Annotated in this window: 19 protein-coding genes; 7 read left to right on the top strand and 12 right to left on the bottom strand. The window is 58.5% G+C overall.

From position 1 onward, the window contains the following. Positions 1–10: 10 nt before the first annotated feature. Positions 11–976 (top strand): response regulator transcription factor, encoded by a 966-nt coding sequence (locus DWX63_RS06755; RefSeq protein ID WP_117843202.1) that lies wholly within the window; start codon positions 11–13, stop codon positions 974–976. 327 nt (positions 977–1303) lie between these two features. Here DWX63_RS06755 and DWX63_RS06750 read toward each other — a convergent pair whose 3' ends face one another. Both DWX63_RS06750 and DWX63_RS06745 read right to left on the bottom strand, forming a co-directional pair. Next, on the bottom strand, positions 1304–3505 hold the full coding sequence (locus tag DWX63_RS06750; protein ID WP_117843201.1) for an ABC transporter permease: 2202 nt from the start codon (positions 3503–3505) through the stop codon (positions 1304–1306). Then, positions 3495–4280, bottom strand: a complete 786-nt coding sequence (locus DWX63_RS06745; RefSeq protein ID WP_089572375.1) for an ABC transporter ATP-binding protein — start codon at positions 4278–4280, stop codon at positions 3495–3497. Before DWX63_RS06745 ends, DWX63_RS06750 begins: the two co-directional genes overlap by 11 nt. Before the next feature lie 144 nt (positions 4281–4424). Here DWX63_RS06745 and vsr point away from each other — a divergent pair, with 144 nt between their 5' ends. The 3 genes from vsr to DWX63_RS06725 all read left to right on the top strand — a co-directional run bounded on the left by vsr (position 4425) and on the right by DWX63_RS06725 (position 7518). Beyond that, a complete protein-coding gene (gene vsr / locus DWX63_RS11505; protein WP_233514497.1) occupies positions 4425–5411 on the top strand; it encodes a DNA mismatch endonuclease Vsr in 987 nt (328 codons plus the stop codon). A 497-nt stretch (positions 5412–5908) separates the two neighbouring features. Beyond that, positions 5909–6838 (top strand): AraC family transcriptional regulator, encoded by a 930-nt coding sequence (locus tag DWX63_RS06730; protein ID WP_158559630.1) that lies wholly within the window; start codon positions 5909–5911, stop codon positions 6836–6838. Between the two features lie 56 nt (positions 6839–6894). Continuing rightward, entirely contained in the window at positions 6895–7518 is a 624-nt protein-coding gene (locus DWX63_RS06725) for an HAD family hydrolase (RefSeq protein WP_089572377.1), read from the top strand. A gap of 322 nt (positions 7519–7840) precedes the next feature. Here the strand turns inward: DWX63_RS06725 and DWX63_RS06720 are convergent, their stop codons facing one another. Next, on the bottom strand, positions 7841–8698 hold the full coding sequence (locus DWX63_RS06720) for a class II fructose-bisphosphate aldolase (protein ID WP_022095149.1): 858 nt from the start codon (positions 8696–8698) through the stop codon (positions 7841–7843). Positions 8699–9033: 335 nt separating this feature from the next. Between DWX63_RS06720 and DWX63_RS06715 the strand changes: the two genes are divergently transcribed. After that, positions 9034–9837 carry a DeoR/GlpR family DNA-binding transcription regulator gene (locus tag DWX63_RS06715; protein WP_117843199.1) on the top strand — a complete coding sequence of 268 codons (804 nt, stop codon included), beginning with the start codon at positions 9034–9036 and terminating at the stop codon, positions 9835–9837. Positions 9838–9904: 67 nt separating this feature from the next. On the opposite strand, the gene DWX63_RS06710 is transcribed toward DWX63_RS06715, so the two are convergent. Together DWX63_RS06710 and DWX63_RS06705 are read right to left on the bottom strand one after the other, a co-directional pair. Continuing rightward, a complete protein-coding gene (locus DWX63_RS06710) occupies positions 9905–11065 on the bottom strand; it encodes an FprA family A-type flavoprotein (protein WP_117843198.1) in 1161 nt (386 codons plus the stop codon). Positions 11066–11194: 129 nt separating this feature from the next. Further along, positions 11195–12181, bottom strand: a complete 987-nt coding sequence (locus DWX63_RS06705; RefSeq protein WP_117785933.1) for a LacI family DNA-binding transcriptional regulator — start codon at positions 12179–12181, stop codon at positions 11195–11197. A 383-nt stretch (positions 12182–12564) separates the two neighbouring features. On the opposite strand from DWX63_RS06705, the gene DWX63_RS06700 reads away from it, so the two are divergent. Then, positions 12565–13770: a galactokinase family protein gene (locus DWX63_RS06700; RefSeq protein ID WP_117843197.1), complete on the top strand. Its 1206-nt coding sequence runs from the start codon at positions 12565–12567 to the stop codon at positions 13768–13770. Further along, positions 13761–15389: a UDP-glucose--hexose-1-phosphate uridylyltransferase gene (locus DWX63_RS06695; protein ID WP_233514496.1), complete on the top strand. Its 1629-nt coding sequence runs from the start codon at positions 13761–13763 to the stop codon at positions 15387–15389. The genes DWX63_RS06700 and DWX63_RS06695 overlap by 10 nt, the downstream gene beginning before the upstream one ends. Before the next feature lie 241 nt (positions 15390–15630). On the opposite strand, the gene DWX63_RS06690 is transcribed toward DWX63_RS06695, so the two are convergent. The 7 genes from DWX63_RS06690 to DWX63_RS06660 form a co-directional block, all read right to left on the bottom strand. Beyond that, the gene (locus tag DWX63_RS06690) at positions 15631–16566 is read right to left on the bottom strand and encodes a hexose kinase (RefSeq protein WP_117843210.1); all 936 of its coding nucleotides are present in this window, start codon (positions 16564–16566) and stop codon (positions 15631–15633) included. Between the two features lie 56 nt (positions 16567–16622). Next, the gene (locus DWX63_RS06685) at positions 16623–17504 is read right to left on the bottom strand and encodes an aldose 1-epimerase family protein (RefSeq protein WP_117843195.1); all 882 of its coding nucleotides are present in this window, start codon (positions 17502–17504) and stop codon (positions 16623–16625) included. 377 nt (positions 17505–17881) lie between these two features. Beyond that, complete coding sequence (gene lacB, locus DWX63_RS06680; RefSeq protein ID WP_117843194.1) at positions 17882–18406, bottom strand: galactose-6-phosphate isomerase subunit LacB; 525 nt, start codon at positions 18404–18406, stop codon at positions 17882–17884. Between the two features lie 63 nt (positions 18407–18469). Then, on the bottom strand, positions 18470–18898 hold the full coding sequence (gene lacA / locus DWX63_RS06675) for a galactose-6-phosphate isomerase subunit LacA (protein ID WP_006234830.1): 429 nt from the start codon (positions 18896–18898) through the stop codon (positions 18470–18472). A 307-nt stretch (positions 18899–19205) separates the two neighbouring features. Continuing rightward, entirely contained in the window at positions 19206–20219 is a 1014-nt protein-coding gene (locus DWX63_RS06670) for a hypothetical protein (RefSeq protein WP_117843193.1), read from the bottom strand. A 466-nt stretch (positions 20220–20685) separates the two neighbouring features. Continuing rightward, positions 20686–21024, bottom strand: a complete 339-nt coding sequence (locus DWX63_RS06665; protein ID WP_089572387.1) for a PTS lactose/cellobiose transporter subunit IIA — start codon at positions 21022–21024, stop codon at positions 20686–20688. 214 nt (positions 21025–21238) lie between these two features. Beyond that, a complete protein-coding gene (locus DWX63_RS06660) occupies positions 21239–22243 on the bottom strand; it encodes a LacI family DNA-binding transcriptional regulator (RefSeq protein WP_117843192.1) in 1005 nt (334 codons plus the stop codon). Positions 22244–22336 lie beyond the last annotated feature (93 nt).

The following is a 22336-nucleotide window of genomic DNA, read 5'->3' as shown; positions in this document are numbered from 1 at the left end:
ACGGTGACAGATGAACACTCTGATGTTCTTCTATACCCTAGCAATACTCGTGATCTGTATTGTGACGGCAGTGCTTTCGCTTGCCGCCTATGCCTCATCTCGTCGACGCTTCTTTGTCTATGGCAGCGGCGTATTTATCTGCTATGCCATCGAGATGACCGAGATTTTCTTTTTTGAATACACGCTGCAAAACCAGAGTTTTCCGGCCAACGACTATTACTCCATTACCATGCCTGTGTTGCGGACCCTTGTGGCGACCGCTTCGCAGGCTTTTATTTGGCTGATTGCCATGGACTTGCTCGACAAACATTCTAAAAAGCAGTTCGCTATCCCCGTCTTAACGTTTTTGCTGTGCGAGTCGCTGATTATCGTCGCTGTCCCCTACGGCCCCATTCATCAATGGCTCTACTACACGATGCGTCAGGTATTCCTTGTTTTCGTGGGGCTATATATCTTTTGGACGGCACGCAAGAGCACACAAGTCGAGCTGAAGGCACGCGTTAACAACCAACGAAAGCACCTGATTATCGGCGCTATTCTGGTCGGTTGCATCGTTGCCGAGGATTTCTACAACATTCTGATTGTCCCCATGAGTCTGGCGCCCTCTTGGCTGCAACTATATCTGTCCGAGCGCAACTTTAGCGAAAACGTCTTTGCCTGCTACTTTGTGATTCTGCTGATCATCTACTCCTACCACGTGCTTTCAATCCGCATGCAGGAGGCACCCGAGGAAAAGAACGTCAGCGATCTTGATCGACACATCGAAGAGCAGATGCCCTTCTATCGCAACGCCTACAAGCTCTCCAACCGTGAGACCGAAGTTATGCGTCTGGTTGTGCTGGGCAAATCGAACCAAGAGATCGCTGACGAGCTATTCCTTGCCGTGGGCACCGTCAAGACCCACATCCACAACATCCTGGTCAAAACCGAGCAGCAAAACCGCACGACGTTGATCCTCCACTTTTGGAAGCGATAACCTGCTAAAAAGGGACAGGTTTGTTTTGGCAGGTTTTATCTGGGCAAACGCCAACCGCCGCGAGGGAGCTGCTTTCCCTCGCGGCGGTCTTCTAGCGGTAAAAACCAAGTGAGTAGGCTTTTGGCGGGATGCCGAGCACACCTCAAAACGCCACAGCCCTGACCTGCGATTTTATTGAGCACTTGCCGCGATGTGCTCGGCAGATCCAAAAAAGCCTACTCACTTGCATCTGAGATGCTCTAGATACGCAAAATACCGCCGCGAAGGGAGCTGGACTCCCTTCGCGGCGGTTATTCGCTCTGATTTTGCGACGGTTTTGCCCGCTTGCTACTCGCTGTAGCGGGTGGCGATGGCAGCTTGTACCATGCCGGCGCTCATGAGGTAGGTCACCAGGAAGTAGCCACCATAGGCTGCCAGGAAAATCGCACAGGTAAGACCCACGGTGCCGCCGATGCTCATGTTGCCAAACGTGCTCACCAGCTCGATGATCACCTTGAGCGCCACAAAGGAGTGCGCCAAGCCCACTGCCAGCGGGAACAGGAAGAATACCGCTTGCTGCGCCATCACCGAATGACGAATCTGGCGGTCGTCACAGCCGATCTGTGCCAGCACACGATAGCTGCGGCTGCCGTCGGCCACATTGGAGAGCTGCTGGATCGATAGGATTGCCGCGCACGCAACGACCAGTACAAAGCCAATGTAGATGGCCAGATAGCTAATCATGCCGTTCATCTGCGCTGCTTGCGTGTACATCTCGGAACGCGTGATGAAGACTCCCCACGACCCCGGCTCCTTGCCGTCAACGAGCAGATTATCGAGCAAGGTGTATTTAATGCTCTCGTCTGCCTCGGTCGTATCCATACCCTGTTTGTAATTAACGAGCAGATTACTGGAATACGGCTGCAGATTAAGCTGGGACAGCAGCTCATCGGCTACGACCACGGTACCGGGATTGCTGCCCATCGCCGAGTTGGCGATGGCCGCCGTGTCCTCGTCCGACTTATCGGTTGCGGGCTTGAGCTCATGCCCGTCCAAGGTGAGGGTATGGCCGCCAGCCATATACTTGGTGTACAGGTCGCCCAGCTCACCGCCCATATCACACGTAAGCACGTACTGGTCGCGGCCAATGCTCACCGGCTCCTCGCCCATCATCTGGCGCAGCTTGTTGTACTGGCTCGCCGGCGTCACAAACAGGCCCATATCATCGGCATTGCTACCCTCGAGCACCTTGGGGAGCTTTTCGCCCATGGCCTTGCACATCTCGCCCGCCGTCACCGAAGGATCCGAGCCGCCAAGCGTATAGCTCAGATACGAGTCGATCTGCACATGTTCACCGGCAACATCGGCGATATTGACCTTCTTCCCGGCCTCGTCGTTGTTGTCCGCCGACTTGCGCTCGCCATGCCATGCAGCGTACAAATCGACCGTTGCATCGGCCAGCACCATGCGATCGGCCTCAGACGGATTGACATACTCCTTGTAGTAGTCGAGCGTTTCGGGCGTGTAATAGACATACGTCTGAGACACGTCAACAGGGTTATAGCGCTCCAGGTTTTCGTTCATCACATTGGCAATAGACATACCGCACGTCACCGAGGTGATGGCCAAAAACAGGATCATCGCGATGACGCCCATCGAAAAGCACACCGTGTTGACCTTGGCCGCAAGCTGGCGCACGGTAAACATGTTGAGGCCGCGCCAATACACGCTGCGCAGGCTCTGCAGCAGCTTGATAAGCATGCCCGAAAGGCCCCAGAACAGGGCAAAGGTACCCACCGTAACCATGGCCGTGGTGATACCAAACTGGTTCATGGCCTCCTGCAGCTTACCCTCCGTCGCGGTGAGCGGGAACCCATCGCGCAACAGGCGGTAATAGGCCACGCCCACCAGCACCACGCCCACGACAAAGATGGCGATCGCAATCCAGGGGTTGCGCGTCTTGATGCTCTCGTTGCGCCGCTCGGCGCCCATAAGCTCGATGAGCTTGGTACGGCGCACGGCGCGAAGGTTCAGCAGTAGCGTAAGCACAAACATCACGAGCATGCAGGCAAGGGTCAGGTTGAACGCATGCACCGAGAAAAAGAAGTGGAAATTAGCGATCTGTGTCTTAAAGAGCGAGGCCGTAAAGAATGTCATGAGCTGGGAGAGCCCCACGCCCAGCACAATGCCGGCGACAAAGGCGCCGACCGAAACGATCACGGTCTCGAGCGCCATGATCGTGGCGACGCGCCCGCGGCGCATGCCTAGCACCTGGTACAGGCCGAACTCCTTTTTGCGGCGCTTCATGATGAAGTTGTTGGCATACACCATCAAAAAGGCCATGACGCCGGCCAAAAAGTACGTCAGGTAACCGAGCATGCTGCCCATGAGCTCGGACAGTCCCTCCTCCTTGATGCCGGCAATGTCGACCTGCATCGAGACGGTATTGAAGGCATAGAATACGGTGACACCCAGGGTGAGCGTCAGCAAGTAGACGAGGTAGTCGCGGCCGGCGCGGCGGACGTTGCCCCAAGCGAGTTTACAGAGCATCGGAGCCTTCACCGCCCATCATGGCAACGACCTCCATAATGCGGTCGAAGAACTCTCGGCGGTCGGTGTCGCCGCGGCGCAGCTCGGTGAAGATCTTGCCGTCACGAATAAACAGCACACGGCTCGTGTAGCTGGCAGCAAAGCTGTCGTGCGTGACCATGAGCACCGTGGCGCGCAGGCGGCGGTTAAGGGCCTCCAGGCTCTCGAGCAGCAGGCGGGCGCTCTTGGAATCGAGGGCGCCGGTGGGCTCGTCGGCCATGATCATGGTGGGGTCGGTGACGAGCGCGCGAGCCGCGGCAACGCGCTGCTGCTGGCCGCCCGACATTTGGTAGGGATACTTGTCGAGCACCTGACTGATAGACAGGCGCGCGGCCACATCCTGCACGCGGGTCGAGATCTCTGCCGAGTTTGTGCGGGCGATGGTGAGCGGCAGGGCGATGTTCTCGCGTGCCGTGAGCGTATCGAGTAGGTTGGAGTCCTGGAAGATAAAGCCCAGCTCCTCGCGGCGGAACTGCGAAAGCTTGGCCTGCTTCATGCGCGTCACGTCCTGGCCGTTGATGCGGATGGTGCCACTCGTGGCGCTATCGATGGTCGACACGCAGTTGAGCAACGTCGACTTGCCCGAGCCCGAGGCGCCCATGATGCCGACGAATTCGCCGCGGTTGACGGTAAAGCTGACATCGTTGAGCGCGCGGGTCACGTTGCCCAGTGCTCCATATACCTTTTCGAGATGCGCGACCTCCAGTACCGGGGTCGCCGTTTGCGTGGTTTGCATACCGAGTCCTTTCTTGCGATTAGTCTACGGCATCTATAGTCGCAAGGAGCCGAGTCGGCTACCATCGATATGGCTTACGCTTGCCTTACCGTTGCGTAAGGTAAGCGTAGTCTGCCATGTGTTGATGTTGAGAGAGGGCTCCTGTTGAAGACTGTTCATGTTGCCGCTGGGATCATTCGCAAGGAAGGATCTGACGAGCTGCTTGCCGTGCAGCGCGGCTACGGCAACATGCAGGGACTATGGGAGTTCCCGGGCGGCAAACTTCTGCGCGGCGAGACACCCGAAGACGCCGTGCGCCGCGAGCTTATGGAAGAGCTACAGGTAAAAGTCACCAACCTGCGTGATTTCTACACCGTTGAGTATGACTACCCCGATTTTCATCTCTCCATGGAGTGTTACTACTGCTCGCTCGCCGATGAATCCGATGAGCCCCAGAAACACGACCGCCAGCTTGATATCCGCTGGATTCCACGCACCTCGCTTGCCACGGTGGAATGGATGCCCGCCGACAAGGGGCTCATTGATGCTCTGATTGAGTTAAAGGAAGATCGGCTTGAGGCAAGCTCCGCCGATGACGCCGCGCCCAACACAACCGACAAACCCGCCACCAAACCCAAGCGCGCACCTAAACGCCGCAGCAAAAAGCGTCCCAAGCCCGGTCTGCTCGACGGCATCGATACCTCGGACCTCTCCGCTGACGAGCGCGAACTGGTCCGCCGTCGCGCCGCAATCAAAAAGTCCATGAAGGGCAACAAGCGCGCCAACACCAAGCCCGAGCTGCTCGTACGTCAGCGCCTACGGGCCGCGGGCCTTACGGGCTATCGTTTGGAATGGAAGGTACCCGGCAAGCCCGACATCGCCTTCCCCGGCCGCAAGATCGCCATCTTCGTCAACGGTTGCTTTTGGCACCGCTGCCCCAAGTGCAACCCAAGCCAGCCCAAGCGCAACGTTGAGTTTTGGGAGGCAAAGTTCCGTCGCAACGTCGAGCGCGACCGTGCTGCTGTGGCAGCGCTCACTCAAATGGGCTGGACGCCCATAACCATCTGGGAATGCGAACTCAAAAAAGACCGCATCGACGCCACGATGGAAAAGGTCATCGAGCAGGTGCGCGCCACAGAGCCGCAGCGCTAACAGCGAGCATTCACACGCTCCGCACGTCCGCGCCACATCCACGTCACAAACCTTAGAAAGCCCTTAAGCTCAAAACCTTTCAAGAGTGTTACTCGATACCTCTGACCTGCAGTTTCATCGTAACACCAAACCAGGTTAAGCCTTTCTTTAGCGCTTCTTTGCGGCAGCCGCGGCATAATGTAGCCAGCGCACGGGACCTAGCAGCAAACCCCGAGCGCATCCTTTTGGTGGATATCGAGGAGGCCGCAAAAGCATGCATTCTTCCAATGACGCAGCACAGCAGCCATCCCTAAAACATGCAAACCTTTTCTCCTTCCCCCCGACACAGAGAAACGGCCTCCTCGACTCCCCCACCACAAAAACCAAGCGCTCAGCCAATCAGAGCCTCAACTTACGAGCATCCTTCGAAAAGCTCCAAGCATCCCTAGACAAGGCGTTCCCCGAACAGGCAAGAGCAATCTAAGCCCATCGCGCTTTATACTGATGCCATGCGAAACATGGATCACATAGAATTGCACCGCGGAGGACGCGAGGAAGCGTTTCCCGAGACCGCCGAAGACTGGCCCTATATTGCCGAACGCGCAGAATTCGCTCGCTATCCGGGCAATTCCGTCCCCTGGCACTGGCATTCCGAAGTTGAGCTTTTCTACATGGAGCAGGGAGCGATTGACTATCGAACGCACGCGGCTCATGAGCACGTACGCTTTGAGGAAGGGTCCGCCGGCTTTATCAACGGCGGCGTTTTGCACAGCACGCTGCAATCACCCAATTCGGCGCCAGCCATTCAAATGCTGCATATCTTTCAGCCGTCGATGCTCGGCGATCCCGCGGGACGTCTCCAAAAGCGCTACATCAACCCATTGCTTCAATGTCGAGGCGTCGATGTGCTCAAATGGTCGCCCACCAATCCCGACGATATGCCCTTTATCGATTTGCTGAAGAGCTCCTTTAGCCACGACCTTCGACGGCCGCAGAACGAGATGGCGCTTCGAAATAGTTTGTCAGAGCTCTGGATTCAGATTAACGCCAAGGCCGAACCGCTCTTTTCTTCCGACGGCGCCTCTTGGATGACCAGCCGCGACGTACAGTTCAAGGCAATCCTGGACTTTGTCCGCGCAAACTATGCAGCCGCTATAGATGTGCCCCAGATGGCATCTGCAGCCGGCGTAAGCGAAAGAGAGTGTTACCGCATTATCGAAACTTGTGCAGGAACGACCCCGGCGGCATATCTACGCGCATACCGCATAAACCGTGCTTGCGAACTTTTGGCACACACCACGCGAACGGTACAGACAGTCGCGCGCCAATGCGGATTTATAACAGCAAGCCATCTTGGCCAGGTATTTAAAGAACAAATGGGGTGCACTCCTTCGAGCTATCGAGCAGCGAGGCAGAATCTCGATAGCACCAGGCAGAAATCCCGCTAACCCTTCTTCTGTCACTGCATCAAACTTGCAGGCAAACAACAGAGAGGAGCAATCATATGAAGCACTTTGACCATATCGTATTTGACGTTGATGGGACATTGGCAGATACAGAAGAAAGCGTTCTGTCATCGCTTGTCCAGATTGTCCAAGAAGAGACCAGCAAAACGCTTCCCCGACACGAGCTTGACTTTGCCCTCGGCATACCCGGCAAGGATGCCCTTGAGAAACTTGGGATCTACTCGCAGGCAACGTTGGATCGCTGGTGCCAAGTTGCCGCCAGCTTTAAAAGCACCATCAGCGTGTTTCCAGGTTTGCTTGAAGTCATCGCAACACTCGCCGATAGCGGCTGCAAACTTGGCATCGTCTCCTCACGTGCGCGCGACGAATACGCAAAAGAAATTGCACCCCTTGGTTTCGATAAGTATTTTGAGCACATCATCCTTGTCGAAGACACAACCGAACATAAACCCGCACCCGCACCCATGCTCGAATATCTCCGACGTGCGGGCGCGAATCCTGGCAACGTCGTCTACGTTGGCGACACCGTCTACGACGAACAGTGCGCAACTTCAGCAGGGGTCAGTTTTGCCCGAGCAGCATGGGGATCACACCAAGATATCCCAAACGCCACCTACAACCTCAAAACCCCCAACGACCTACTAACCCTAACAACCAAATAACCCACGCGCCCCACCCTTTCCGCCCCAACGCCACAAGGGCGATTGAGCAGGACGACTTGGGCGGGCCCCCGTACTTAGTTTCCAAAATCATTCCGCAGCGCGAAGGCTTCTTATTATTTTCAGACCTAACGCCACAAGGGCGACGACCTCGAGTAGGTCAACCTGGGAGGGACGAGGGCTTAGTTCTCCAATCTCTCCGCAGGGGGCAAAAAGCCTCGCCGCACGAAGTGCGCAGCGAGGCTTTTTGCATGCCCGAGGACGATTGGGGAACTAAGTCCTCGTCCCTCCCCGGGATATGTAGCGAGTCGGAGTACCCTTGCTGTTACTCTGCCTTGCCCACAGAGTTGAGGTTGGTCATGCGGATCTTAACCAGCTCGGTGATCTCACGCATGCCCTCCTTGGCCGGCTTCTTAGGATCGAAGCAAGCGGGGTTCTCGGCCATGTAGGCCATGAAGCCCTTGGTGTAGGCCTGACGCAGCTCGGTGGCGTAGTTGACCTTGCAGATGCCGTTCTTCACGGCCTCGGCAACCTGCTCATCGGGCACACCGGAGGTACCGTGCAGAACCAGCGGCACGTCGACGGCGTCGCGAATGGCCTTGACCACGGACTGCTCGATGTGAGGATCGCTCGTGTACACGCCGTGGCTGGTGCCAACGCCAATGGCCAGCGAGGTGCAGCCGGTGCGCTCAACAAACTCCTTGGCCTCGGCAGGATCGGTGTAGGGGCTCTCGCCCTCAACCGCGGGACCGTCGTCCTCCTTACCGCCGACCTTGCCGAGCTCGGCCTCGACGGGCACGCCCATGGCGCGGCCAGCGTCGGCGACGGACTTGGTCAGGGCAATGTTGTCCTCGAAGGACTCGTGCGAACCGTCGATCATGACGGAGGTGTAGCCCGTGCGGAAAGCCTGCATGCAGCGGTCATAGCCATCGCCGTGATCGAGGTGCAGGGCAACGGGCACGGAAGCGCGCTCGGCGGCAGCCTTGACCATGCCGTAGAAGTAGTCCAGACCAGCGGTCTTGATGGTGCCCGGGGTGGTCTGCATGATGACGGGGGACTTGGTCTCCTCGGCAGCGGCCAGAACGGCCATAACAAACTCGAGGTTCTCGACGTTGAACGCGCCGACGGCGTAGTGGCCGGCCTGAGCGTCCTTGAGCATCTTTTCGGTGGTAACAAGTGCCATGAGCGTTTGCTCCTCTCCCTCGCCCGCATCTGGACATCGGGCGTACGTGTCCGCAAGGCGTTTTACCTTGCATTTTGCTGCGCCCATTGTATGAAAATCGCATCTGTCGCATGTACGAGATATCGCCGGCACGCAGGCCAAAACGCTCGTTTTTGAAAAGCAAACGGAAGGGATTCAGGCTAAATTCCCCTATCCGACATTACCGTTTTCAAGCGAATCATCTTTCTTTTATAGAAAAGATAAGTAATCGAAAGGCGTTTACTTGCTCAAAAAGAAAATGAACGAAAATAGACTCAACACAATTCCTGCAAATTTAGGCTGAGGATGGAGCAGCTATGGCCCACGCAACAACCCGAGCTTTCGCCGATGAGCGACGCGCCGCCATCATGGAGATGCTTGAACATAACGCCTCGGTGCAGGTGGCAGAAATCGCCCAGACCTTTGGCGTATCCTCCGTCACCGCCCGCGCCGACCTAGACGCGCTCGCCGAGTCCGGCAAGCTGCGCCGCACGCATGGCGGCGCTGTGTCGCTCCAGAAGCGACTGACCGTATCCACCCAGGATCGCCGCATCAACGTCAATGTCGCCGCCAAGCAGGCCATTGCGCAAAGCGCTATCAGGCTTGTTAACGACGGCGACACGGTGCTTGTCGACTCCGGCACCACGGCACTCGAGTTCGTTCGGCTCCTCGACCAGCGCGATGGCATCACCGTCATCACGGCTGACATTACCATTGCCGATTACATCGACGAGAGCATGCCCTCAGTCGATGTCGTCATGCTGGGCGGGGCACTGCGCAAAGGCCATCGCTATCTGTACGGCCCACTTACCATGCAGGCGCTCCAAATGGTCCACGCCGATCTTGCCGTCATGTGCCCTGGCGCTTTCGTTCCCGGCTGCGGCTTTACCACCGACTTTCCCCAGATGGCCGAGACCAAAGCGGCCATGATTGGCGCCGCCCGCCAAAGCGTGGCCCTCATGGACGCCAGCAAGGTCAACGGACGTGGCATGTACCGCTTTGCCGAGCTGACCGACGTCAACGCCATCGTGATGGACCGTGACCCCGATCACGCCGTCGCCACCTCAATCGCCGAGATCGCCGACGACGCCCGCCCAAATCTCCTCATCGCCGGCGCTTAAACAAAAACCACCACAAAGGTTCACCGTCCCCTTTGTGGTGGTTTGAGCGTTAAACGTGAACGTATCGCTACTTGGAGAGCTCGTCAGCGAGGGCCTCGATCTGAGCGCGCGAGGCGTCGTTGAGCGAACCCAGGACGGTCACCTTGTTCTGCGTCAGGGTGATGTCCTTCATACCCTCGAGCTCCTTGGTCATAATCTTGGCAGCTGCGGGCGCCCAGGAGCCGCCCTCGACGAGCGCCACCGTACGGTTCTGGTAGGCATGCTCGGCAAGCGTATGGATAAAGGTGCTCATGAATGGGAAGATCTCGCCCTGATAGGTGATGGAAGCGAGTACCAGACGGTCATAGCGGAACGCATCCTCAACGGCCTCGGCCATGTCGTCGCGGGCCAGGTCAAAGACGGAAACCTTCTGGCCGCGGGCCTCGAGCGCAGATGCAAGCTCCTCAACGGCAGCCTTCAGATGGCCATACACGCTCGCATAGGCAATCGTGATGCCCTCGTCCTCGGGCTGATAGCTCGACCAAGTGTTGTAGGTGTCGAGGTAATAGCCAAGGTTCTCGGTCAGCACGGGGCCGTGAAGCGGGCAGATGATCTGGATGTCCAGGTCGGCGGCCTTCTTGAGCACGGCCTGCACAAACTTGCCGAACTTGCCCACGATGCCAAAGTAGTAACGGCGCGCCTCGCAGGCCCACCCTTCCGGATCCTCGATGTCGTTGGCGCCAAACTTGCCAAAGCCGTCGGCACTAAAGAGCACCTTGTCGGTAGCCTCGTAGGAGAAGAGTACCTCGGGCCAGTGAACGTTGGGGGCGCCGACAAAGGTCAGGCTGTGGCCGCCCAGATCAAGCACGTCACCCTCTTTGACAACCATCTTGCGCTCGGGGAAGTCGGTGCCAAAGTAGTTGACCATCATGCGGAAGGCGCCCATGCTTGCCACAATCTGCGCCTGGGGATAGCGCTCCATAAAGGCGGCGATGCCGGCGGAGTGATCGGGCTCCATGTGATGGACGACCAAGTAGTCGGGCGTACGGCCATCGAGCACGGCCTCGATGTTGCCGAGCCACTCGTCAACAAAACCGCCATCGACCGAATCGGCGACGGCGATCTTCTCGCCCAGGATGACGTAGCTGTTGTATGCCATACCGTTCTCGGACACGTCGTACTGGCCCTCGAACAGGTCAATGTCGTGATCATCGACGCCAACGTAGCGGATATCCTTGGTGATCTCCATCAGGCAAAGCCTCCTAGATAGACAAAAGAACCCGTCTATCATAGCACTCGCCTTCATAGTCACGGCTATCTGCCGGCATCCTTACCGATTGTTATTGATATGCAACGCCGAGCCGTTGACCTTCGAAAACTATGCACGCGGCGCTGCCGTGGTGTGTCGAACGATGAGCTGACCGGGAATACGAATGGCGACGGTTTTGTCCGATGCCCCCGCCTTGGGAACTGCGCGCTCGAACACCTCGCGCCCGCGCTGATGCAGATCGAATCGAACGGTCGTGAGCTCGTTATGTGCGACAAAGTCGTCGAGCGAATCGTCGACGCCCACCACGCTCACGTCCTCGGGCACGCGCAAGCCGCTATCGCGTAGCGCGGCAATGGCGCCGTTTGCCATCTGGTCGTTTGCCGCGTAAATCGCCGTCATGGTGCGGTCGTGCTCAGCCAAGTACCGAGCGGCCTCGTAGCCGCTGTTGGCAGACCAGTCGCCCTCGAGTGGCTCTACCGTCTCGATGTGTTTACGCTCGAGTGTATCTTGCCAACCGGCGCGACGAAATTGCTCGTCGACCGAGAACGACGGGCCGCCAATATAGCGAATCTGCTCGTGCCCCAGCTCAAACAGGTGATCCATAAGCAATAGCGAGCAGCCGTAATGGTCGGAATCGACCGTGGTCACGCGCGGATGCGCGTACATGGTAACGATGACCGTTCCAATGCCCGGCAACGGATCGAACGTCTCAAAATCGGGCGCCATGCGACTCATGCCGATGATGATACCGTCCACGGGCAGCGCGGCCATACGACGCGTGGCCTCGGCAAGCGAAAACTCCTCGGTCTTGGACATCTCGACCAGCGTGATGGCGCAATTATGCTCGCGAGCTGCGCTGGCGATGCCGTCGATCATTGAGAGGTTCCCAAACTTGGTGACATCGTTGACGCACAGCCCGACCGAATGGTAACGGCCGTCACGCAGCGAGCGACCGGCATAACTCGGACGAAAGCCAAGCTCTTGCATAGCGGCCTGCACGCGCCGGCGCGTCTGTTCGTTAACGTTGGGCAAGCCGTTGGCGACGCGCGAAACCGTCTGCTGCGAAACGCCAGCAGCGCGGGCGACGTCGGCCATGGAGACCGGACGCGAACTGGTATCGTTGGACGGGCGCCTTGCCACAGGATCACCTTCACCCTTGAGAGATCTGAATAGCGTGAATGCCGGCCCGGGCAGAAATACATCCCGCGCCGAGGCCCGCTATCGTCGGACGCATGTTAACGTACTCTACTTTTTCTATCTGCATCTCTTCTGCTTTATAAGTCCATACGGCAGTACCGTTCACGGCTGAATTTCTACCGATTACCAGATTCTCAAAAAGTGATAAGTGTTGTGTTATGAGTACGTTAACATAGCCCGTAACGTGCGGCATCGTAGATGCTGAGTTTATGCCGCTTCAAATTGTTAACGTACTCACTACGACGGAAAACTCGTCAGTATGCGCCAAGGAAAGGACCCTCATGACCACCCCCGACGAAAAGACACTCGCCACGCTCACCAAGCTGTTTGAGGAGGAGTTTGGCCCCATCGGCGATCGCCAGGTGCTCTATGTGCACGCGCCCGGCCGCTCCGAGATCAGCGGCAACCACACCGACCACGAGGGCGGTCACGTTATCGCCGGCTCGCTCGATGTCGCCGTCGACGGCATCGCCGTGGCAACCGATTCCAACAAGGTCCGCGTCGCCGACGAGGGCTACCCCACGTTTGAGATTACCCTCGACACGCTGAATGTTCAGGAGTCCGAGAAGGGCACGTCCGCAAGCCTCGTGCGCGGTATGGCCCACGAGGTCGCAGCGCTTGGTGTTGAGCCCAAGGGCTTCGACTTCGCCTTCACCTGCTCCGTCCCCTCGGGCGGTGGCCTTTCCAGCTCTGCTGCCGTCGAGGCCGCGTACGGCCGTGCCATGGAGACGCTCTGGGGCGCGCCCGCCATTGAGCCCGTCGCGCTCGCCCAGATGAGCCAGCGCACCGAGAACAACTATTACGGCAAGCCCTGCGGTCTGATGGACCAAGCCGCCGTGTGCCTGGGCGGCCTTGCCTACATGGACTTTGAGGACCAGGCCCAGCCTAAGACCCAAAAGCTCGAGCTCAACTTTGAGGATCACGGTTATGCGCTTGTGCTCGTTAAGGTTGGCGCCGACCATGTGGCAGCTACCGACGACTACGCCGCCGTTCCGCGCGAGATGCAGGACGTCGCCGCCGAGTTTGGCAAGGCACGCCTGTGCGAGGTCAACGTTGCCGACTTTGACGCCAAGCTCCCCGAGCTGCGCGCCAAGCTGGGCGACCGCGCCTGCCTGCGCGCCGTTCACTACTGGTACGAGAACGGCCTGGTCGACAAGCGCTGGGCAGCGCTCAACGCCGGCGACATTGACCAGTTCCTGGTCCTGACGCGCGAGTCCGGCGCCAGCTCTGCCATGTACCTGCAAAATGTTGTTGCCAAGCTGGGTTCCGAGCAGCCTTCCATGTATGCCCTGGCGCTGGCCGAGCACGTGCTCGACGGCCGCGGCGCCGTCCGTATCCACGGTGGCGGCTTTGGTGGCACCATCCAGGCCTTCGTGCCGCTCGATCTGGTCGACACCTTCATTGCCAAGATGAACGGCTGGCTGGGCGAGGGCTCTGCCCGTCACTACGCCATCTCTGACAAGGGGGCTTACGCGGCATGGCTGTAATGACTGACGTGCGAGAGGCCGCGCAGAACCTGATCGAGTACGCCATCCACCGATCGATGATCGGCCAGGACGACCGGATCTGGGCATACAACACCATTTTGGAGTGCATCGGCGCCACGGGTCCCGCACTCGATATGGCCTGGGCGCTCCAGGTTGAGAAACTCTCGCTCTTGCACCCCAATACCCTGCCCGACTTTGATCTTGAAGGCATGCTTGCCGCGCTTTCCGAGGCCGCCGTTACCAACGGTGCCGCCGAGGACACGGCGTCAGGCCGCGACCGCATCGCCATGCGCATCATGGGTGCGATCATGCCGAGGCCTTCGGTTGTAAACGAGGAGTTCAACGGACGTATGGGCGTCAACGAGCCCCGCGCCGCAACCGACTGGTTCTACGGCCTGTGCTGCGACGCCGGCTACGTGCGCCGTGCCGCCATCGCGCGCAACATCAAATGGAGCACCCCCACCAACTGGGGCGATCTTGAGATCACCATCAACCTCTCCAAGCCCGAGAAGGACCCACGCGATATCGCTGCCGCCGGCGCCGCAAAGAACACGGGCGAGAAGTATCCCGCCTGCCAGCTGTGCATCGAAAACGAGGGCTATCCCGGACGCTCCGCCGCAGCCGACGGCGGAGCTCACCCCGCCCGCCAGAATCTGCGCGTTATCCCCATCCAGCTCGACGGCGAGCGCTGGGGCTTCCAGTACAGCCCGTACGCCTACTTTAACGAGCACTGCATTGCCATGAGCTCCGAGCATCGTCCGATGCACGTCGACCGCAAGGGCTTGACCTGCCTGCTCGACTTTGTGGACCTGTTCCCGCATTACTTCATCGGCTCCAACGCCGACCTGCCTATCGTGGGCGGCTCGATTCTGTCGCACGACCACTTCCAGGGCGGCGCGCACGAGTTCCCCATGATGCATGCCGCCGAGGTCTCGCAGTTTAGCATGCCCGGTTTTGACCAGGTCACCGGCACTGTGCTGCAGTGGCCGCTCTCGGTGCTGCGCCTGCGCTCGCATGACCGCGCTCAGCTGCTCGACGCTGCCGAGAAGATTATCCTCGCCTGGCGCGAGTGGACCGACGAGTCTGCGGGCGTTATCGCGCACACGGCCGACGGCGTAGCGCACAACACCGTGACGCCCGTCATCCGCCGCGTCGACTCCCGCGGCAACGCCGGCGGCGAGATTTACGAGGCCTACCTGGCGCTTCGCTGCAATATCACGACCGACGAGCATCCGCTGGGCGTTTTCCACCCGCATGCCGAGTATCACCACATTAAGAAGGAGAACATCGGCCTGATCGAGGTTATGGGCCTGGCTATTCTTCCGCCGCGCCTGGTTCCCGAGCTCGGCGCTGTCCGCGAGCACCTGCTGGCAGCCAAAGCCGATACCAGCTACGACCTTGCCGCAGCGCTCGAGGGCGACGACCTTTGCCGCAGCCATGCCGCGTGGGCCGAGGACGTCTATGCCCGCCGCGCCGACGAGCTTACGGCGGACAACGCCATCGACATCCTGCACGAGGAGGTCGGCGTGGTGTTTGGCCACGTGCTCGACAACGCCGGCGTCTTTAAGTGGGACGAAGCCGGCCGCGCCGCCCAACAGCGCTTTATCGACTCACTGTAATGATCCCTTGGGGACGGAGGAAAACGGATCATTTCGTCTTCAAGACAACGGCGCCCGCCGGCAACATCGCCAGCGGGCGCCGTTTTTGCGTGTAGTCATTGGGGACGTTCTTAAACGACTAGTCAAACAAGAACGTCCCCAATGACTAATGACTCGAGCGTGGAAAATCTCCCACTTTGAGCTCGTATGGGCACCAAAAGCGGGAGATTATCCACGCTCATTCTATTAGGAGTCGCAACCGCTACAACTCTACGACCTCAACGTTGTTGTAGATCTCTTCCCAGCGGTCCATGACCAGGTGGCCGGTCTTGGGATCCATGGCGTTGAGCTTACCGCAGGTATTGGCGGTCTTGAGCACCGTGACGTCGTCGGCACCAGCAGCAATGGCATGCGCAAAACCGGCGATGGTCGAGTCGCCGGAACCCGTTGCGTTCACAGCCGCAATCGCGGGCGTCTTGGCGCGGAACGCGCGGCCCTCATGGAAGCCCACCGAACCGGCAGCGCCCATCGAGACGACGACCCAGGGAATACCGGCAAAGCGGCCATCGGCGGCAAGCGCCTCGCGCAGGGCATCGACATCATCGGTCGTAAAGGACGTACCCAGCAGGCCGTTAATCTCGGTCAGGTTGGGCTTTACGAGCTCAGGCTTAGCGTCAGATTCCAGCGCGGCCTCCAGCGATGCACCCGAAGTGTCGAGCAGCACCTTGGCGCCCTCCTCCTCGGCAATCTTGACGAGCTCGGCATAGTAACCGGCATCGACGCCACGCGGCAGCGAACCCGAAAGCGTCACGACGTCCGCCTTCGCTGCAAGCTCGGCGAACTTGGCCGTAAAGGCCTCAAGCTCGGCAGGCGCAATCTGAGGGCCGCTCTCCAGCAGCTCGGTCTGATTACCCTCGTGCAGAATATTCAGGCAAATGCGCGTCTCACCGGCGATGGGCACAAAGTCGTTCTTGACGCCGTCGGCATCCATAAGCTCGGCCATATGGGCACCCATGTGGCCGCCGAGCAGACCGGTCGCGAGCACGTCGTCGCCCAACTGCAGTAGCACGCGGCTCACGTTGAGGCCCTTGCCACCAGCGGTCTTTTCGGGCGTCACACGGTTAACATCGTCGATGATCAGCTTATCGAGTTGATAGCGTGTATCGATCGACGGGTTCATGGTAACGGTCAGAATCATGTTGAACTCCTGTTTCCGGGGCACGACGTATGCGACCCCAAACATACGATAGCTCTTTAAAGGATCTCGATCTCAAAACCGCGGATGACGGTCTCCCCCGGCTTGGCAACCAGGCAGCCACGCTTGTGCTCTAGAATATCGTCCTCGTCGGAGCAGGTGGACAGACCACCCCACGGTTCCACGGCCACAAAATCGCCCTCGGGCTTGCTCCACACGATCAGGTATGGCATATCGGGGAACGTCAGGCGCACGCCCTTGTCCTCGGTTTTCTTGGTCAGCGTAACCACGCGGCTCACGAGCACATCAAAGATGGTCTCCGCGAAGTCGAAGAGTTCGTGGGTAAGCGGCAGGTTCTGGCCGATCATGGGGTTCTTGCTGCGATGCTCAACATCAATCAAGCCCGTCAAGGGAACGGCAGTACAGAGCTCGGCGGCCTCACGCTGATCAAAACGAAGCTCATAGTCGTCATAGGACTCGCCCTCGTCGAGCGGGCACTTAAAGCCGGGGTGACCACCCACAAAGAATGGCATGTCCTCGGTGCCCTCGTTGGTCACCTCGTACGACACGGCCACCTTTTCCGAATCAATCGTGTAACGAGCAACGATCTTAAACGGATACGGATACTGCTCGAGCAGTTCGGCATGGTCGGCAGAGCTCAGACTCAGCGCAACCATGTTGTCGCTCTGCTCCTCGAGCTTCCACTCCTGCTTGCGAGCAAAGCCGTGGCGGGCGAGCTTTACCTCGCGGCCGCCCATGGTCATTGCGTGACCGTCACGAAGGCCGCCGCAGATCGGGAAGCAAATGGGTGCCTGGCCCGACCAGACCGCCGGGTCACCCTGCCACAGGTACTCGCGGCCGTTGGCTTTAATCGAAGTGAACGATCCGCCAGCCGTGCTCAGTGCCACACGAATAGAACCGTTATCAAGAACAAACTCCATAGGAGCCTTCCCTTTCTTACGACAGCCCGCCAAGTCAGTGGGGCTGATAGAAAACCGGCCCGCGCCTCATCACAGAAACGCGAGCCGTCAATTGAAAAGCTGCAGAATGCCGGGTACCGCCAAAACGAAGCACACAAGCTCAGCAAGCAAACGTGTTATCGGAGCAGCTTGCTGAACCAAAAGGCTTCGCCGCAACAGAGGGAACCCCACAGGCACCCTCAACGTCAGCGAGCGGCGCTCAGGTGCCCCAGGTCGCAGCGAAAGAGGAGCGACGCGTACTTCATGTACGCGAGCGACGGTTTGAGCGGCGAGATGGGGTGCCTGAGCGTCGCGCAGCGTCGACCCGTTACGCGGTTTGGTAAAACCGCGTAACCTCCTTAGTCGTGGTATTCGCCGCGGTCCCACTTCTCGAGGAACTCGTCAAAGAAATGCGGGTCAGACTGAGCCTCGGCGTCGGCCTTATTGCAGGCATGGATCTTGGCGATCAGGGCATCGTGCTCGGGGGTCTTCTCGTAGGGCTCCTCCAGGAAGGCAAGCATGATATCGGCCATCAGGAACTCGCCGGTGATCTTGCCGCCAAAGCCCACGATGTTGGCGTTGAGCTCGCGACGGGCATACAGGGCAGAGGTCATGTCGCGAACCAGCGCGCAGCGGGCGCCGGGAACCTTGTTGACGGCGTTGGTGATGCCGATGCCGGTGCCGCACAGGGCCACGCCAAAGTCGGCCTTGCCGCTGGCAACAGCCTCGCCCACGGCCTTACCGTAGATGGGATAGTGCGTACGGGTGTGGCTGTAGGTGCCGCAGTCGAGCACCTTGTAGCCAGCCTGCTCCAGGCGGTCGGCCAGATAGATCTTCTCGTCCGTAACGATATGGTCGCAACCGATTGCGATGGTCTTCTTCATCAGAACGTCCTTTCGTCTGAATTCACAAGTTGAGGTAGAAGTTCGAGTTCTCGGTGGTTCTCGTTAGGCCATCTTGTTGAGCATGTCGACACGGATCTGGTGACGGCCGCCGGCGTACTGTGCGCGCAGGAACTCGCGGGCGATCTTCTTGGCGACCTCGGTGCCCACAACGCCCGGGCCCATGGTGACCATGCGCGAGCCGTTGTGCTCGCGGGTCATGTAGGCGGAACGCTCGTCGGAAATGTTGGCGACGACCATGCCCTTAATCTTGACGGCGGCCATATAGGAGCCGACGCCGTACTTATCGAATGCGAAGCCCTGGGAATCCTTGTGCTCCAGCAGGTCCTTGGCAACGGCGGTCGCGGAATCGACAAAGTCCGCGGCAGGGGTCTCGGAATAGTCGACGACCTCGTGACCGTCGGCGATGAGCATCTCCTTGATGGACTCCTTCATCGACATACCGTCGGCATCGGAAGCGATTACAACCCTCATGACATCCTCCTTGAGAGATACGCAGGTGCGTAGTTTCTGTTTGGAAGTGTTGAATCGCGTTCAGGTCCGGGCATCTGAATGTGCGGTTCTTCACTGTTCATGTTTATTTGAACACATTCGAACAGCGACTGCAACCATTATTTGTTTATCTTTGTTCTTTTTTGAACAAATACCGTTCACGGTTGATTGCAGACCGTTTGGGCTCGGCGCAGACGTAGCGACCATGTGTTCAACAGACAAAAGGGCGGCCGAGAACGTGTCTCGGCCGCCCTTCTTACGGTTGATCTTCCAAAGATCGCTTTGCCGCCTACTCAGACTGCCCACTCTTCTTGACATGTTTGGACGGAGCGCTCAAGAAACGATCCGTCAGATAGTTCGCGGGACCGGAGACATCGATCCCCAGCAGCACGTGTCCTAGCCATAGGAACGCCACGAGCACCAGTAGAGGAATCACACACGAGGTCACGATCATCACAATGACGCCTTCGATGAGGTCGGTCACCTGCTGCACGATCTTGTCGGTCATCTGCTTGGCACCGCTGGTCACCGACGTGACCAGGCTCGAGGCCCCGTCAGTCAACTGCTCGAGCACGTTTTTGGACTCTGTAGACTCGGTCTTTTTCTTGCTTGCTTTGGAGCTGTCGCTATCTGCCGCACTCGCAGCGTCGGCCGCCTTTTGCTCGGCCTGTTCAATGCTGACGCGATATGTCTCGTCGACCTTTTGCGATACCCACACGCTTGCAGGCACCAACGCCATGCCGATCATGGCGACTACCAGCACGCGGGTCGCCACGCGACGCAGGACGGCACTCGTGCTCCAGCGTCCGTGAATGCCAAGCGAGACCGCAAAGAGCACCAACGCAAACGGGATTAAGATGCCCAAGCCAACCGACCACAAAATCGTGAGCAAGTATTTCTCTAGGTATAGCACGGCAAGCACGATACCGAGGTTGCCTGAAAGCTGTGCGAGCTGCTCGGCAACCGGCGTTCCCGTATCTCCAGGCAGCGCCGTGATGCCCGCAGACAGGGCAACGCACGAGGTCGTGAGCGCCAAAACGTTGCCCTTCTTTTGATCGATAACCTCGATGGTGGAGTCCCAAGTCTTGGTATCGGCAAAATGCGGGCGCGCGACAAAGCCCGACAGGAGCGCCATAACCACAAGGGCGACGATGATGCCAATCTGCAGTTTTTTGTTTGCGCACACGACATCGGACAGGCTGGGCTGCAGCTCGGTTACTGTCGTGTGCTCGGTTATCTGGACAGAACGCCCATGAGCTACCTCGTGCGCGCCTCTCTTTTGAATCAATCCGTTGTCCGGCATTTGGATACCTCCTCATTCCGGCCTGTAATGCGGTGGAAAGTATACCCACCCATCGAAAAACCGAACGGGAGGGCGTGCAGAAGCTCCATAACGCTGCTAGTCGAATAGTGCCATTTCAAAACTATGCCGGTTTACTACGATAAAACCGATAGGACCGACCACATTTGCTATTAGTAGAAAATGACAAGCGTTCTACCTGCGGCTTTGATAACGCTGTTCTTTCCATAGTTGAAAGAATGCGATTCATCGTAGTAAACCGGCATAGTTTTGTAACCGACAGGCCGATTCGGCATCGCAGCAAACCTAATGACCCGTTTTCTTCCATCCTCAAAGGATCAAATGCATGGCAGGATCGTCCCTAACTGCCGGCAGATAAGGAACGTCCCCAAGTGCCGGGTAAAAAGAAAAAGCCCTGTCGCGGGTTTGCGGCAGAGCTTTTGGAAGGGGACTTGATTGTGAGGATTCGTTAGGCGAGCTTAGCCTCGAGTGCGGCGATGCGCTTATAGGCATCGATGGTAAAGCGGGTCTGCTTCTCCAGGATCATGGTGGTCATGAGGGTGTCCTGAGCGTGGGCCATGATGAAGGTCATCTCCATCTCGCCGCCGCCGGCCTCCTGCGAAAGCAGCTTGGTCTGCGTGTCGTGGGCGCCAATGAGTGCATCGCTCGCATCCTTGTGCAGCTGTTCGGCCTTCTCAAAATCACCCTCGCGAGCAGCATCGAGCGCTGCAAGCAGATCAGTCTGGGCGTCACCCGCGTATGCGACGATCTCGAATCCAACCATCGAGATTTCTTCTTTGGTTGCCATATTGCGTTCCTTTCACATATGAACCAATGGAGAGCATCGCGTCCGGGCATACGCGCTGCGTTGTGTATGACAGAAACATTAACATTCAAACAAAACAGAACAATGCAAAACGCAATTTCGAGCTATGAACGGTCGATTTTCGCCCGTGAACGGTTTTTAAACCAATGCGAACAATATCGAACACAATTAGTGGCAACCCAAACAGGTCCACACCCTAGCGTACATCGCGCACCGTATCACCCTCTACGAGCATGCCGGGGATCAGCATGTGCTCCACGCCAGACGCACCCCCCTCGGCGCCGGCAATCTTGTCGACAGCCCACATGCCGACGCGCTTGTTGTCAAAGCGCACCGTGGTCAGGCGACGGTCGGGCACGATGTCGCCCAGACTATCGTCAACACCCACTACGCTCACGTCCTGGGGCACGCGCTTCCCGCGCGACTCGAGCCCGCGAATGCAGCCGTAGGCCATGGCATCGTTGGAAGCATAGATGGCGGTACAGGTCGGATCGTCCGCTAGAGCCTGACCGGCAGCATATCCGCTCTGTGCCGTCCAATCGCCACGGACGAGTCGCGGCGGCTCAATACCATATGCGCGCAGTGTCTCACGCCAGCCTTCCTCGCGCTGCATGCCCGAAAGCGAGCGCTCGGGGCATGAGATAAAGTGCACGGTCTTGTGCCCCTGCACCAGCAAGTACTCGACCACCTGGCGCGAGCAATCGAACTGGTCGTTATCGACCGTTGAACAGAGCGGGTGCTCCAGCATGGTAACGAGCACCGTCTGCATACCGGGCAGCGGCTCGAAGGTGCCAAAGTCCGCCGGCATGCGATTCATGATCACAACCATGCCATCCACCGGAAGTGCGCTCATGCGCGACGATGCACTCTCGAGGGTATACGGATGCCCGTCTACTTTAGTTAGGGTGATGGCATAGCCGTGTTTGTCGGCCGCAGCGGTAAAGCCCTCCATACGGTCGAGGTTGCCGGTGCCGGTAATGTTGAACATGGCGACACCGACGGTCTTAAACTTGCCGCGGCGCAGCGATCGACCGGCAAAATTGGGACGATACCCCAGCTCGCGCATGGCGGCACGCACGCGCTCCTTGGTCTCGGGGCGCACGCTGGGCGAATCGTGCACGGTGCGCGAGACCGTCTGCTCCGAGACGCCCGCGAGACGCGCCACGTCCTTAACGGAAACCGATTTTTTAACAGCGGCCATAGGTCGATCTTTCTATGTCAACGATGCCATTGGCGGCACCCTACGCAGTCAAATGAACGCCTTCAAGTATATCCAACACCTCCCCCACAATAC

It is taken from the genome of Collinsella sp. AF20-14LB, assembly GCF_003459505.1.
Taxonomy (GTDB): domain Bacteria; phylum Actinomycetota; class Coriobacteriia; order Coriobacteriales; family Coriobacteriaceae; genus Collinsella.
The sequence above is the reverse complement of the archived record's forward strand: the minus strand, read 5'-3'. Positions and strand labels throughout refer to the sequence as shown.